The 13,679-nt window shown below is 54.5% G+C and carries 13 protein-coding genes; 3 read left to right on the forward strand and 10 right to left on the reverse strand.

The genetic code is table 11. From position 1 onward, the window contains the following. Positions 1-64: 64 nt before the first annotated feature. The 4 genes from BBD38_RS02705 to BBD38_RS02720 form a co-directional block, all read right to left on the reverse strand. On the reverse strand, positions 65-814 hold the full coding sequence (locus BBD38_RS02705; protein WP_066684252.1) for an SDR family NAD(P)-dependent oxidoreductase: 750 nt from the start codon (positions 812-814) through the stop codon (positions 65-67). A gap of 20 nt (positions 815-834) precedes the next feature. Beyond that, on the reverse strand, positions 835-1,806 hold the full coding sequence (locus BBD38_RS02710) for an ABC transporter permease (RefSeq protein ID WP_066684255.1): 972 nt from the start codon (positions 1,804-1,806) through the stop codon (positions 835-837). Beyond that, on the reverse strand, positions 1,803-3,302 hold the full coding sequence (locus BBD38_RS02715; RefSeq protein WP_066684257.1) for a sugar ABC transporter ATP-binding protein: 1,500 nt from the start codon (positions 3,300-3,302) through the stop codon (positions 1,803-1,805). Before BBD38_RS02715 ends, BBD38_RS02710 begins: the two co-directional genes overlap by 4 nt. Positions 3,303-3,372: 70 nt before the next feature. Next, the gene (locus tag BBD38_RS02720; RefSeq protein ID WP_082989442.1) at positions 3,373-4,581 is read right to left on the reverse strand and encodes a sugar ABC transporter substrate-binding protein; all 1,209 of its coding nucleotides are present in this window, start codon (positions 4,579-4,581) and stop codon (positions 3,373-3,375) included. A gap of 268 nt (positions 4,582-4,849) precedes the next feature. On the opposite strand from BBD38_RS02720, the gene BBD38_RS02725 reads away from it, so the two are divergent. From BBD38_RS02725 to BBD38_RS02735, 3 genes are read left to right on the forward strand one after another with little or no spacing between them, the layout of a single operon-like run. After that, positions 4,850-6,172 carry a sensor histidine kinase gene (locus tag BBD38_RS02725; RefSeq protein ID WP_147568052.1) on the forward strand — a complete coding sequence of 441 codons (1,323 nt, stop codon included), beginning with the start codon at positions 4,850-4,852 and terminating at the stop codon, positions 6,170-6,172. Next, positions 6,165-6,830: a response regulator transcription factor gene (locus BBD38_RS02730; protein ID WP_066684260.1), complete on the forward strand. Its 666-nt coding sequence runs from the start codon at positions 6,165-6,167 to the stop codon at positions 6,828-6,830. Before BBD38_RS02725 ends, BBD38_RS02730 begins: the two co-directional genes overlap by 8 nt. Beyond that, complete coding sequence (locus tag BBD38_RS02735) at positions 6,823-8,106, forward strand: ABC transporter substrate-binding protein (protein ID WP_066684261.1); 1,284 nt, start codon at positions 6,823-6,825, stop codon at positions 8,104-8,106. Before BBD38_RS02730 ends, BBD38_RS02735 begins: the two co-directional genes overlap by 8 nt. 99 nt (positions 8,107-8,205) lie before the next feature. On the opposite strand, the gene BBD38_RS02740 is transcribed toward BBD38_RS02735, so the two are convergent. The 6 genes from BBD38_RS02740 to BBD38_RS02765 all read right to left on the reverse strand — a co-directional run bounded on the left by BBD38_RS02740 (position 8,206) and on the right by BBD38_RS02765 (position 13,646). Then, positions 8,206-8,700 carry an arsenate reductase/protein-tyrosine-phosphatase family protein gene (locus tag BBD38_RS02740; protein ID WP_066684262.1) on the reverse strand — a complete coding sequence of 165 codons (495 nt, stop codon included), beginning with the start codon at positions 8,698-8,700 and terminating at the stop codon, positions 8,206-8,208. Positions 8,701-8,704: 4 nt separating this feature from the next. After that, positions 8,705-9,763, reverse strand: coding sequence for an L-threonylcarbamoyladenylate synthase (locus BBD38_RS02745; RefSeq protein ID WP_235829084.1), 1,059 nt, complete (start codon positions 9,761-9,763; stop codon positions 8,705-8,707). After that, a complete protein-coding gene (locus tag BBD38_RS02750; RefSeq protein WP_066684263.1) occupies positions 9,760-10,521 on the reverse strand; it encodes a ZIP family metal transporter in 762 nt (253 codons plus the stop codon). Before BBD38_RS02750 ends, BBD38_RS02745 begins: the two co-directional genes overlap by 4 nt. A gap of 75 nt (positions 10,522-10,596) precedes the next feature. Further along, positions 10,597-11,661, reverse strand: coding sequence for a peptide chain release factor 1 (gene prfA / locus BBD38_RS02755; RefSeq protein ID WP_066684265.1), 1,065 nt, complete (start codon positions 11,659-11,661; stop codon positions 10,597-10,599). A 118-nt stretch (positions 11,662-11,779) separates the two neighbouring features. Beyond that, the gene (gene prmC, locus BBD38_RS02760; RefSeq protein WP_066684268.1) at positions 11,780-12,625 is read right to left on the reverse strand and encodes a peptide chain release factor N(5)-glutamine methyltransferase; all 846 of its coding nucleotides are present in this window, start codon (positions 12,623-12,625) and stop codon (positions 11,780-11,782) included. Beyond that, the gene (locus BBD38_RS02765; protein WP_066684269.1) at positions 12,618-13,646 is read right to left on the reverse strand and encodes a DUF1385 domain-containing protein; all 1,029 of its coding nucleotides are present in this window, start codon (positions 13,644-13,646) and stop codon (positions 12,618-12,620) included. The genes prmC and BBD38_RS02765 overlap by 8 nt, the downstream gene beginning before the upstream one ends. Positions 13,647-13,679: the final 33 nt, after the last annotated feature.

Below are 13,679 nucleotides of genomic sequence, written 5' to 3' on the forward strand. Positions count from 1 at the left end.
AATCCGCGTCCCACTCCCGTTCCCAATACGCAAAATATGTCCCGAATTTCATTCGCTTGTCTCCTTATCTTGCCGTATATCCGCCGTCCACCGACAGTACCGAGCCCGTCGCGTAGGCCATATCGTCCGCCGCAAACGCAAGGCATGCGTACGCAATTTCCTGCGGGGTCCCCATACGCATTGCCGGACGGTCGCCGGACAGCTTTTCTAGTTCCTTTTCCGGATCGCCGGAGGTTTGGATCACATGCTCCACCAGGGGCGTTTTAATGCGCCCGGGGCATACGCAGTTGACACGTATGCCGCAGGCCGCATAATCGACCGCCGCGCTTTTGCTGAGCATGATGACCGCCGCTTTCGAGACATTGTAAGCAACCTGGTTTGCAATCGCGGAAAGGCCCGCTTCCGAAGCAATGTTTATGATCGATCCGGCCCCTGCCGCCCGCATGCTTTCCAGCTCGTACTTCATGCACAGGAAAACTCCGTCCAGGTTGATGCCCATAATTGTTTTCCACTGGGGAAACGCGGTGCTGAGCACTTCTCCTTCGGCAAAAATTCCCGCGCAGTTGACTCCCGCGTCCAGCCTTCCCCATTCCTGCATCTGTCCGAAGGCGCGTTTTACACTTTCCTCTGAGGAAACATCCGCCTCATAGGCTTTCGCAAAACCAAGCTCTTTTTCCAAATCACGGACGTTTTCGTAATTTCGGTCTACAAGTGCAAGCCGCGCCCCTTCGCGGGCAAACAGCCGTGCGGTTTCCTGCCCGATTCCCGAGCCTGCGCCCGTAATGGCAATATATTTTCCTCGCAGCTTTCCCACGTATTTTTCCTCCCCGGCTTTCAGTCGTTGAATTTCCGTTTTCTCCACGAATCCAGGAGCACAACCGCGACGATCATGACGCCAAGGATAACCTTTTGCCAAAATGGCGTCGTGTTCATCAGGTCGAGACCATTGTTGAGGACGCCGATCGTCAGGACGCCGATTACCGTTCCCCCGATGCTTCCCACGCCTCCGGCAAGGCTTGTCCCGCCGAGGGCTGCCGCAGTAATTGCCTGGAGCTCCATGCCGTCGCCCATGAGTGCGTTTGCCGAGTTGAGCCGGCCCGTCATCACCAACCCCCCGATGCCGCAGCAAAGGCCGCTCAATGCATAAATAATGATTTTCGTGCCGTCTGTTTTGATTCCCGCCGTTTTTGACGCTTCTTCATTTCCGCCTACGGCGATTGTATTCCTCCCCAGCACCGTACGGTCGAGAAGAATCCAGCCAATGATGGCAACCGCGGCGAACACGAATATGCTGTAGGGGACGACGCCCCCGGCCGACTGGCTTCCAAGCGCCAATATTTCTTCCGGTATGCCGGAGATCGGCAGTCCGTCCGTTACCAGCAGCGCCACGCCTTCAAGAGCAGTATACATGCCGAGGGTCGCCACAAACGGCTGTATCTTTCCTTTGGTAATGATAAAGCCATTCAAAAAGCCCATTCCCGTACTGACCGCAATGCCGAACAGCACCGCCAGAAGCGGCGGCATCGAAAGGCCGGTGGCCGCGACAGCCATTACGGAGCCGGAAAGCGCCATCAGCGACCCGACGGAAAGGTCGATCCCGCCGGTGATGATTACAAACGTCATGCCGATTGCCATAATTCCCAGTACCGCCGACTGGTTGAGGATATTGAGGAAATTCTTTCCGCTGAAAAAATTCTCGCTGCCAATGCTCATGATGACAATAATTGCCAACAGGATCACAATTGCACTGAATTTTTGCAGGATATAGCCCGCCGATTGTTTTTTGATTGTATTTTCGTTTTTCATTTGATTTCACTCCCCGCCGCTTTTTCCAGTATGAGTTCCTGCGTGCATTCCCCGCTTTCCAGCATCGCGGTGACCCTGCCCTTTTTCATAACCATGATGTTATCCGATATCCCGAGGAGTTCGGGCATATCCGAGGAAATCATTAATACCGCTCCCCCGTTTGCCGTAATCTCGTTAATCAGGTTGTAGACCTCCACACGCGCGCCTACGTCGACCCCGCGTGTGGGTTCGTCCATAATAAAGAGCTCCGTGCCGTTGCAAATCCAGCGCGCAACCGCTACCTTCTGCTGGTTTCCGCCCGAAAGGTCACGTGCCTTTTGCCCGGGGGAACTGGCGTCAATATTGAGGAGTTTGATATATTTTTCCGCCTCCTTATTTTCATTGCCGCGAAGGCGGAATCCTCCCTTTACGAGCCCGTCCTTTTTTGAAACGCATATATTGGTACGGATCGGCATATGCAGCAGCAGGCCGTCCTTACGGTCTTTCGTAATCAACCCGAAACGATTTTCGATTGCGTGGCTCGGGTTTTTAGGTGTATACCGTTTCCCTTTATAGATAATTTCGCCCTTTGTCAGCCTGCGCAGGCCGAAAAGCGCCCGCGCGAGATTGCTCCGGCCCGACCCGACCAGTCCGGCAACGCCGAGCACCTCGCCTTTATGCAGGGCAAAAGAAACATCAAAGAAATTTTTTCCGTCGGACACCCCGCGCGCTTCCAGCATTACCTCCGGTGTGACGGAGGATACTTTCGGATATTGTTCGTCGATGGTCCTGCCCACCATCATCCTCACGAGGTCGTCTTCCGTGGTTTCTCCTATGTTTTCGATCGTGCTGCCAATCGTGCTTCCGTCCCGCAATACCGTAACGCGGTCCCCGATCTCGAATACCTCTTCCAGCTTGTGGGTGATATAGACGAAGGAAATGCCTTGTTTTTTCAGTTCGCTAATGATATGGAAAAGCTTTTCCACCTCTACGTCCGTCAGCGACGAGGTCGGCTCGTCCAGGATGACAATTTTGACATCCTTCGATATGACGCGGAATATTTCGATCAACTGTTGTATGCCGAGATCGTATGAGGATGTTTTCGCGTTGATATCGATATCGATCCCGAGTTCGTCAAAAATCTGTTTCGTTTTCTTTTTAGCGGCTTCCCAGTCAACAAATTTCATTTTATTGGCAGGCAGGTTCCCCAGCCAGATGTTTTCCACAACGCTTACCTCCGGCACTAGGGAAAGCTCCTGGTAGACCATGCCGATCCCGAGTGCGAGGGAGTGCGCCGGGTCCCGAACCGTGGCTTTTTCCCCATCGATCAGTATGTCGCCGCTGTCCGCCTTATAAACGCCGGAAAGTATCTTCATCAGGGTGGATTTTCCCGCCCCGTTCTCGCCGAGCAGCACATGCACCTCGCCCGGCCTTACCCCGAAATTTACGCCGCGCAGCACGGTGATTCCATAAAAGCTTTTGACGATATCTTTCATTTCCAAGATATATTCTGCCATTATAATCTCCTCTTTTAAAATGGTTGCCGCACACCGGGTACGGCAACCATTTCCTTACAGACCGGATTTTCTATTTTGCGTCGTCAATGACCGCCTGCCAATCGATTGCTTCCAGTTTCGGTTCCGGATAGAAATTGTCTGCGTTTCCGATGTATTCCGTTCTCGGCCTGATGTCGTATTTCAGCGGTACTTCTTCGCCCAACGCAAGCTGTACGGCAAACTGTACGCCATACCATCCCCATTCCGGGAAGCCATGCCAGGTTTCAGCCATAATCTTGCCGTCCTTGATCGCCTGGATCGTCTCGGCTGTTCCGTCATTGGAGATGATAATCAGGTCGTCGGCGCGCCCCGCGCTCTCTGCCGCGATGCTCGTTCCCAGTGCCATCTCCGCACAGGACGCGTAGATCGCGTCGAGGTCCGGATTGTTCTGGATGATATTTTCCGCTGCTTCCACCGCTTTCTGGCGGTTCCAGTCAGCCGGCTGCTGCGCAACGACTTCCACATTGGGATATTGCGAGATTACTTCCATGAAACCCCGCGTCCGCTCATTTGAGAAAAAGTCGCCCGCGATTCCTTCGATCATTGCAATCTTCCCGGAGATAGATTCCTTATCGACGTCTTTATAAAGCTCGGTCCACCATTTGAGGTCAAGCATCCCGTCTTCGGGCAGTTCCACCGTTTCTCCTTCCCCGACAACCCCGGGGCCGCCGAGTGCATCGAGCATGGAATAGGCGCTCACTGACGCCGCCTGCGCGTTGTCAAAGCCTACGAAATTCGCGATGTCGATTCCTTCCTGTTCATCCAGCATATTGACCATGATGATCGGAATCCCCGCCTCGTTGATTTCCTTGAGGGCCGGTTTGATGGCTTCCACCTCGGTCGGCGATACGATGATGACATCTACTTTGTTCTGGATAAAGTTTTCCAGCGTCTTGACCTGGTCGGCCGCGTCCGTATGTTCCGTAGCGGACCGCGTAATCAGCTCCACATCGAGTCCTGCCGCATTGGCTTCCTCGACCGCTTTTTCCATGTAATCCGTCGCGGTCTTGAACACGTTTGTGATGTCCGGCGGGGACCAGCCGATCTTGATCTTCTTGCTTTCGATTCCCTTGCTTCCTTCGGCGGCCTCCCCGGCTGCGCCGCTCTCCTTGCCGCCCGCCTGCTGCGTTGCCTCAGAAGAGCCCGGGGCTGCCGCGGAAGAATCCGCAGCGGGCGCCCCGCAGGCCAGAAGGCTTACCGCAAGCGCCGTAATAAGCAGTATACATACGATTTTTTTCATTTTCTCCAATCCCTCCTTTTGGATTTTGTATTATTACTTTATCGGATTATCCGCGGAAAGGACAGTACTAAATGTCATGGTTTTCCCGTGATAAATGTATTTTTCTTCCGGGACAAATGTCATAACCGTATGACATTTGTCCTGACTTTCCCGCATCCGTCCCGCGCTTGCTTGCAATTACATTTTCCAATTTATATAATAATGTAATGAGATTCCGCCCGATCATTTTATTTTCATACAACCTGTAACGAAAATCGGGGTGCTGATTTTGAAAGCTTTAAATACACGTGTCGTCCGGCGCGTCATGCTTGTACTGAATTTGTTTATCATTATTGGAATATGCGTTTTGCTCGTACTGTGCGTGAATTCCATATCACAGCAGGGGCTTGCCAGTGATTTTCTGCTGCGCGCCGACCGTGTGCCGCAAGCGCCGCAGGATACAATTTTTATATGCTTTATCCTGCTCATGCTTTACCTGCTGAACCTGCTGCTCCGCGAATCGTCGAATAAAATACAGCGTAATAAAATTTTTTTCATATTATCCTGCACCATCGATCTTATTTTATGCGTTTCCATCATTGTCCTGACCAATGTGGTTTACCGCGGAATCCTTCTTTTATCGGGCGTATGCATGCTTTACCGGCTTGACGGAAAGCGGCAAAGGTTCTTTTTTTCGGCCCTGCTGGTGATCCTGTATATTGTGTGCGAATACCAAATCCTGGCGCAAATTTTTACCATCACGCCCCTTGAACTTTATACCAGTTACCTCCCCGCCGCAATCCAGACCCAATTTTCCATCGTACAGCATATCCTGTTTTCCTGTAATGACGTATTGTTTGTCATTTTCATGATCTCATGGATTCAGCAGCAAAAGGAGGAGACAAAAATTATCAACCGGCTTTACAACCAGCAGTACCATATCAACGAGGAACTCAAGCTGGCAAACATACAGCTTGAGCATTATGTGGAAAAATCGGAGGAAAACGCCCTGATCCGCGAACGCAACCGGCTCGCGCGGGAAATCCACGATACGGTCGGCCATTCGCTCACCGCTATCTCGGCCGGGATCGACGCATGCCAGGTGCTTGCGGACTCCGACCCGCCGCGTCTTCACAGCCAGCTTAATACCTTATCCGAGCTGTCGCGCAACGCACTGGTCGACATCCGGCGCTCCGTAAAGGAACTGCGGCCCGATTCCCTTTCCCGGATGACTTTTACAGAGGCTGTAAGGGACATTGCTTCCAACATCTCCAAGATTACGGACACCACGGTGGCCGTACACCTGTCGGGGAGCCGTCCGATGCAGGAACGCCTCGAAGATACGCTGTTCCGCGTGATCCAGGAAGCCATTACCAATTCCGTGAAACACGGGCAGGCTATGCGCGTCGACGTGACCCTGGAATTCAGGGAAAACGGCGTCGACCTCCTGATATCGGATAACGGCACGGGCTGCGCGCATGTGATTGAGGGCGCGGGGCTCAGCGGGATTCGCGAACGCATCTCCGATTTTGGAGGATCGTGCTGTTTCCACGGTGAATATGGTTTTTTTGTTGAAATTTACGTGCCCTATACGGAGGAAGCCAATGATTAAAATATTAATTGTAGAGGACCAGGAGCTGATCCGGCAAAGCCTGGAAATCATTCTTTCTTCCCAGCCGGATTTTTCCGTAATCGGTCTTGCGGGGGACGGAAACGAAGCGGTTGACATGGCGGGGACCCTTGCCCCCGACGTCATTTTGCTCGATATCCGCATGCCGGGCATGGACGGGGTATCCGCGTGCAGGATCATCAAGGAAAAGCACCCCGAAATCAAAATTATTGTGCTGACAACATTTGACGACGACGAATATGTCTTTGACGCGATTAAATACGGCGCGAACGGATACCTGCTCAAGGGGACTTCGGTGGAGGAACTGGCGGACGCCATCAGGACCGTTTACAACAACGGAACATTGATTAATCCTGCCATTGCTTCCAAGCTGGTCGGTTTTTTTTCCAAGATTGCAAAGGGGGATATTCCGATTCCGCGCCAGAATCCGGAACTTTCAGAGCTCAACAAACGGGAAAACGATATTGTGAAGCAAATCTGCAAGGGATATTCCAATAAGGAAATTGCACAGAGCCTGTTTTTAAGCGAAGGGACCGTACGCAACAGCATCAGCACCATACTTGCCAAGCTGAACCTGCGCGACCGCACGCAGCTTGTTTTATACTGCCTGCATCGGAATACGGGGGACGGACATGAATAAGCTGACGCGGATTTTATGCGGTATCCTTGCGGCGGCAGCCCTTCTGTTATTTGTGGCGCAGCTGTCCTGCCGCTCCGCCCTGCACAATGAAAACAAGCTGGTGATCGCCGTGGCGTATGACGGCGACAACAACCATATCGAGGTGCAGAACCTGGAATATATCAGCCGGTGCGTAGACGCCTTCCATGCGCAAAATCCCGATATAGACATACGGGTCGAGACCATTTCCTATGATACCTATTCAAATTGGCTCTATGACGCCCTGCTTTACGGGGAGGCGCCCGATCTTTTCACAGTGCTTCCGCAGGATTTTCCCAGCCTCATCTCCCTTGACGTCCTCGAGGATATCGGCGGGGAAGCTTACGAAAGCCGCATCGTGCCGGCAATCCTCGAGACCTGGGAACGGAACGGGGCTTTATATGCGGTTCCGTACGCGACCTCCCCGCCCTGCCTGATCATGAACAAAACGCTCCTAAGCCCGTATGAAACACCGATTGACGATATCAATTTTGATTGGTTCGATTTGTATTATTATTGCAGGAACTACACGTTTGACAGCGACGGAAACGGAATCGTCGATACATTCGGGGTTTCGGATATGAATTGGCGCACGGCCGTTTACGCCAATGGCCAAAGCCTGTTTGATCCCGTTTCCCGGACGACGGATTTTAACAACCCCAACGTGGAATATTCCGTTAAACTGGCAACCAGCATGAACCGCCTGACCCTTGAGGACTACGACGGTTCCTTTGAGCAAAACCACGCCCTGATTAAAGTAACCAACCTTGCCGAGGCCCGCTACTATACCAGGAATTATCCGCAGATGGATTTACAGATACTCCGCATTCCCAAGGGGCCCGACGGTCCTTACCGCACGGAGCCCTACGACTGCTGCGCTTTCGGCATCAACAAAAACGGCGGCGCCAAGGCCGCCGCAAAACAGTTTTTACAATATATTGCGCTCGACGAAACGCTGCAATCTGAATTCCTTTCGTACGGATATGCTTTCCCCGTGCTGGAAAATGTGCAGCAGGCTGAAGACACCCTGAAAAGCATGGAACCATACATGAATCCCCGGGCGCTGCAGCTCCTGTTATCGGAATCGGAAACGATTCCGATCGAATTTGTGGAATACTACGACCTGATGAATATTGCGGACAAGGAAATTTTCCAGTACATCCAGAGTAACATCGATATTGGAAGCGAACTGAATGTCCTGAACAACCGGATGAAGGAAATGTTTCAGGACACCCTCAAGTCAGGAACCGTTTCCTGAAAAAAGCCAAGACCAACCACCCGTCTAACGGGTGGTTTTTGTTTTGAACGCGTTTCGCGCTCTCAATCGGTTGAAACCATAAGAAAAAAAGGCAATGCTTTAAGCATTGCCTTCATATTCGCTTTCAAGGCGTTTCACCAAAAGCGCCACCGCCTGCGCAAGCTGCTGCGCGCATTCGCGGTATTCTTCCATTCCCTCGTCAAAAGGGTCCATAATATCGTAAGAGCTCGTGGCCGGTTCCCCCATGACGCCCTGCGCGTAGCCGAGCAGGGTATGCATTTTGCCCGTTTCCTCGGGCGCCAGCACCTCCATGTGTTCGAGCTGTTCTTTTCCCATGGCAAGGATGATATCGGCCCACTCCGCAAGCTCCGCCGTGAACTGTACCGCGCCGTGGCAATGGAGCTCCAGCCCCATTTCCTCCATCGTACGCACCGCCTCTTCGGTTGGGTCCGCATCCTCGCAGGCAAATGTGCCCGCGGATTTAATCTTCACTTCACCGTGAAGAGTCCTACTTCGGTCTACCGCATCGTCCATCAGCGTTTCCGCCATAGGGCTTCTACATGTGTTGCCTGTGCAAACAAACAATACGTTCATAGTTTTATTCTTTTTCCTCCCCGGCAGCCACAATCCGATGTCCTGCCGCTCTTATGATCCTGTTCATGACCGCAAGGCCCATTTTTTCTTCCTGTGCGTGGAAATACGCAGCGTCGAAGCCCTGTTCGTCAATCTCACGCAGGGTGCGGAACAGGGCCGCTTCCGCGTCCTTTGCGCCCGCGCCGAGCGTCAGGAGCTCACAGCCCGGGTAAAGCCCCGCGCATTCGTCAAGACACAGTACCACTGCTTTCCTGCCCTGCATACTATCACTATAATACCGAAAATGAATACATTTCGCAACCTCTTTTTTGTCCCCTGTAAATATCGTGACGTTCGCTTTCGGCGCATAGTGCTTGTATTTCATTCCGGGAGACGCGCATACTTCATCTTTTTGGGCCTCGCTCATGACCCCGTGGTGCACGCGCACCCCGCCCGCCGCCTCCCGGATCATTTCCGGCGTGATATCGCCCGGGCGGAGGATTACGGGAACCTCGCCCGTCGCGTCCACAACGGTGGATTCCACCCCTACCCGGCAGGGGCCCCCGTCAATAATAAGAGGGACCTTCCCGCACAGGTCCTCGTATGCGTGCCGCGCAAGCGTCGGGCTGGGCTTTCCCGAGGTGTTCGCGCTGGGCGCCGCCACCGGGATGCCTGCGCGCGCGATAATCGCGCGCGCGAGGTCGTTTCCGGGCATACGCACCGCTACCGTTTCAAGCCCCGCGCTGACCGCATCCGGGATACGCGCCGACTTTTTCACAATGATTGAAATGGGCCCCGGCCAGAAAGCCTTCATCAGCCTGCGGGCCGTTTCGCTCACCTCCGCGGCTACGTCGGCGAGCCGCTCCATATCCGCAATATGGACAATCAGAGGATTATCCTGCGGCCTGCCCTTGGCTTCAAAAATATGCCGCACCGCATCCGCGTCAAAGGCATTTGCGCCAAGGCCGTACACCGTTTCCGTGGGAAACACGACCAATCCGCCATTTTGCAGCGTCTCCGCCGCCTGTGCCACCGCGCTTTCCCTGTCTTTCCATGCAAATATCGTTTTTGTTTTCATCATCATACAAGCGCCACCAGTATTCCGCCAAACGCGGCCCCTGCCGCAAGCCCCGCCCATGTGGGCCAGCCCTTATAGAGCCCCGCCGCCTGCGGAAGCAATTCGCTGAACGTCAGGTACAGCATCGCGCCGCCGCCAAAAGCCACGCTGCCGCCGAGCACCGTGGGCGAAATGTTTCCCACCAGCGCCCCAAGGAACGCGCCGCCCGCCATCGGGAGCGCCGCAAGCACCGCCACGAGCAGGATACGGCTGTATTTGACCCCTCCGAGCTTCAGGGGAATTGCAAGCCCCATTCCCTCGGGGACGTTGTGCACAAACAACAGCACCGCAAGGCCGAAGCCAAAGCTGCCCGCGGATACGAGCCCGCTTCCAAGCGCAAGGCCCTCGGGCAGGTTATGCACCGCAATTCCTACGGCAAGCAGGAGCCCCGACCGCACCAGGCGGTCCTGCTTTAAATTGCGGATCAGCTCCGAATCTTCGGAGGTGGAAACATCGTGGTGCGGCATAAATTTGTTGACCAGGAAAAGCGCGAATGCGCCGACCGCAAACCATACGAGTGCAAAAGGCCATCCCGCGCTTTCCACGGATTCCGGCAGCATATCGAAAAGCACCACCGACAGCATGATCCCCGCCGACAGGCCCATCAATACGGCAGAAATGCGCTTTCCTTTGATTTTGATAAAAAACACGGCAATCGCGCCGATGCCCGTACCAAGCGCGCCGACTGCCGCGCCCACGAGCGTTGCATATAAAATTGGGTTCATTTGCCTGCTCCTCCCAGTTGAGGGCTTTGCTGCTCCCTGCAGCATCAAAACCGTTGCGGACCGGATTTCGGGAATTTATTGCTCCTGTAATTTCTTCTGGCGTTCATCCAGGATAAGCGCGTCAATCATTTCATCCATATCCCCGTCGAGAAAGGCCTCGAGCTTATAAAGGGTAAGCCCGATACGGTGGTCCGTTACCCGGCCCTGCGGGAAATTGTAGGTGCGGATGCGCTCGCTGCGGTCCCCGGAACCGATCTGGCTCCGGCGGTTTTCCGAAAGCTCGCTTTGCGCCGCGCCCTTGTATAAATCATATAACCGCGAAACAAGGACCTTCATCGCTTTCGCTTTATTTTTGATCTGGGACTTTTCATCCTGGCAGGTGACCACCAGCCCGGACGGCAGGTGCGTAATCCTGACCGCGCTGTCCGTCGTATTGACGCTCTGGCCGCCGTGGCCGCCCGACCGGAACACATCCACCCGAAGGTCTCCTGGATCGATATTCACTTCCACCTCTTCCGCCTCGGGCAGCACCGCCACCGTCGCCGCGGAGGTATGGATGCGGCCGGACGACTCCGTGTCCGGGACACGCTGTACGCGGTGCACGCCGCTTTCGTATTTCAGCCGCGCATATGCGCCTTTGCCCGCAATAGAGACGACTATTTCCTTGACCCCGCCGAGCTCCGTGGTGTTGGAGGACAGTGTTTCCACAGTATAGCCCCTGCGCTCCGCATAGCGCAGGTACATACGCAGCAGGTCGCCGCCGAAAAGCGCCGCCTCGTCCCCGCCCGTGCCCGCGCGGATTTCAAGGATTACATTTTTATCATCGTTCTTATCCTTGGGAATGAGCAGCACCTTGAGTTCTTCCTCCAGCTGCTGCTGTTCCTTTTCAAGGGGGGCGAGCTCTTCCCGTGCAAGCGCAATCAGCTCTGCGTCGGTTTCCGTTTCGATCAGCTCGCGGTTTTGCGCAATATGGTCGAGCACCATGGCATACCGGTCGTATGCCTCGACAATCTCCGTAAGCGAGGACTGCTCCTGCGCGAGTGTGCGGAATTTGTCCTGGTTCCGGGTGATTTCCGGGTCGGAAAGCTGCTCCGACAGTGCGTCGTACCGATCCTTGATTGTTTTCAGTTTATCCAGCATAAACGTCTCCTACTTTATTAACTTTATCCGTTCTTCCCGAAACAGGAATCCCGGTTTATCGCGGTTTCCGGCGTACACGGAACCGGAATATCGCGGCGGGGCCGCTGAAACAGCCGGTCTATTTTGCGGGCGCGATGCCAAAGACCCAACGCGGCCGCCCGCTGAGGTCGCGGCCGCTTTCGACGGAAATGAATCCGCCGCCCGCGAGCAGCGAACACACTTGCTCCGCCTGCGTATCCCCAATTTCCAGCACAAGCGCCCCGCCCGGTTCCAGAACCCGCGGCGCTTCCCTTGCCGCCCGTTCATAGAACGCGTAGCCGCCGTTTCCTGCGAGAAGCGCGGCTTGCGGCTCATATTCCCGCACCTGCGCTTCAAGGCCCGCATAGTCTTCCGCACTGATATACGGCGGGTTGCACACCACGAGGTCGTAACGCCCGTCAATATTTTCAAGGAAATCCCCCTGCCGGAAGCTTACCTCCTGCCGTGGGATCAAATTTCCCGCGTTCCTTCGCGCTACATCGAGCGCGCCGCCGGAAATATCCGCAAAGCACACCGTTTCGAACCGGCCCTCCGCGCCGAGGGTTACGCCGATCGCGCCGCTGCCGCAGCACAGGTCGAGCGCCGTCCTATATCCGTTTTCCCGCGCAAGCAGAAGCGCCCGCTGCGCTACGCTTTCCGTATCGTAACGCGGGATCAGCACGCGTTCATCCACATAAAACGGTCTTCCGTAAAAATACTTTTCCCGCAGCACATACGCGAGGGGTTTCCCTGAAAGCCGCGCCGCCACAAGGCGCTCTATTTCGGCCTCCTTGCCGCACACATCGAAAAAGCGCAGGCACAGCGAAGAAAAATCTTCGCCATGCGCATGCGCCGTAATGACCCTTGCTTCGGCCTCCGCTTCCGCAAAGCCCGCATCTGCAAGCGTTTTAACCGTCTGCTTAAAAACCTCGCCCCAATTACTCATTGGCCCCGAGAACCACTTCCTCCGTATCTGCCGCGCACGCGCGCTTTTGGACGGGGGAACCGTCGATCGTGTGTCCATACTTTTCGGCAAGGGCGTCAATCTCTTCGTCCGTCATTTTGCCTTCCGCCGCGAGGAAGGAGATAATCGCCACCTCAAGCATCCCGTCGTCCGGCTCGCGCGTGGTAAGGTATTGCAGCGCCATTCCGGGTTTTCGGAGCGCCATTGTAAACTTGTTATCATATTTGGCAACCAGCTTCAGCACCTCATAAGACACCCCCGCCACAATGGGCAGCATCGCGAGCCGCAGGCCAATGCGGACCAGCCAGTTGTCGCTCCACCCGAGCAGCGTAAAGAGCAGGATGGAAATAATCATCACAATCAGGAGGAAGCTTGTCCCGCAACGCGGGTGCAGCCGCGTATTCTCGCGCGCGTGCTCCACATCCAGGGGCATATCGTGCTCAAAGCAGTTGATGACCTTGTGCTCCGCTCCATGATAGCCAAACAGGCGCTTAATGTCCTTCATTCTCGATATTGCAAACAAATAGATGAGGAACATCGCCACACGGATGATGCCGTCGATCAGGTTTTTGCCAAGGGCGGAGTCCACATAGGGCGTAATCCACCCGGTAATCAGGTTGGGCAGGATAAAAAACAGCCCCACCGCGATCACGACTGCGATGATGACGGCAAAAAAGATTGCCACATCCATCGGATTCTTTCCCGTTTTTTCCGCGATTGCCTTATCCGTTTTGGAGGGCTCGAGCTCTTCGTCTTCGGGATCGTACATCTTTGCCGCGTCCGTGATTGTCTTGACGCCGGAAACAAGCATTTCCACAAAATTCACCACGCCGCGGATGATCGGCACTCCCAGTATTTTATAGCGGGCCGAAAGCGACTTCGTGTCCTGCTTCTGCGTCACGATTTCCCCGCATTCCCTTCTGACTGCGATGGCCGTCGTCTCCGGGGAGCGCATCATCACACCCTCGAGGACGCTCTGGCCGCCAATGCTAGTTCGTTTCATTTAATTCCTTTCCTATAAAAAAGAAAAACAGAC

The organism is Christensenella intestinihominis (assembly GCF_001678845.1).
In the GTDB taxonomy this organism is placed as follows: domain Bacteria; phylum Bacillota; class Clostridia; order Christensenellales; family Christensenellaceae; genus Christensenella; species Christensenella intestinihominis.

What these genes read in the sequence shown, in the direction of transcription:
- BBD38_RS02710 (WP_066684255.1), bottom strand. Translation starts at nt 1,806, where the DNA reads ATGAAAAACGAAAATACAATCAAAAAACAATCGGCGGGCTATATCCTG.
- BBD38_RS02715 (WP_066684257.1), bottom strand. Translation starts at nt 3,302, where the DNA reads ATGGCAGAATATATCTTGGAAATGAAAGATATCGTCAAAAGCTTTTAT.
- BBD38_RS02720 (WP_082989442.1), bottom strand. Translation starts at nt 4,581, where the DNA reads ATGAAAAAAATCGTATGTATACTGCTTATTACGGCGCTTGCGGTAAGC.
- BBD38_RS02730 (WP_066684260.1), top strand. Translation starts at nt 6,165, where the DNA reads ATGATTAAAATATTAATTGTAGAGGACCAGGAGCTGATCCGGCAAAGC.
- BBD38_RS02735 (WP_066684261.1), top strand. Translation starts at nt 6,823, where the DNA reads ATGAATAAGCTGACGCGGATTTTATGCGGTATCCTTGCGGCGGCAGCC.
- BBD38_RS02740 (WP_066684262.1), bottom strand. Translation starts at nt 8,700, where the DNA reads ATGAACGTATTGTTTGTTTGCACAGGCAACACATGTAGAAGCCCTATG.
- BBD38_RS02745 (WP_235829084.1), bottom strand. Translation starts at nt 9,763, where the DNA reads ATGATGATGAAAACAAAAACGATATTTGCATGGAAAGACAGGGAAAGC.
- BBD38_RS02750 (WP_066684263.1), bottom strand. Translation starts at nt 10,521, where the DNA reads ATGAACCCAATTTTATATGCAACGCTCGTGGGCGCGGCAGTCGGCGCG.
- prfA (WP_066684265.1), bottom strand. Translation starts at nt 11,661, where the DNA reads ATGCTGGATAAACTGAAAACAATCAAGGATCGGTACGACGCACTGTCG.
- prmC (WP_066684268.1), bottom strand. Translation starts at nt 12,625, where the DNA reads ATGAGTAATTGGGGCGAGGTTTTTAAGCAGACGGTTAAAACGCTTGCA.
- BBD38_RS02765 (WP_066684269.1), bottom strand. Translation starts at nt 13,646, where the DNA reads ATGAAACGAACTAGCATTGGCGGCCAGAGCGTCCTCGAGGGTGTGATG.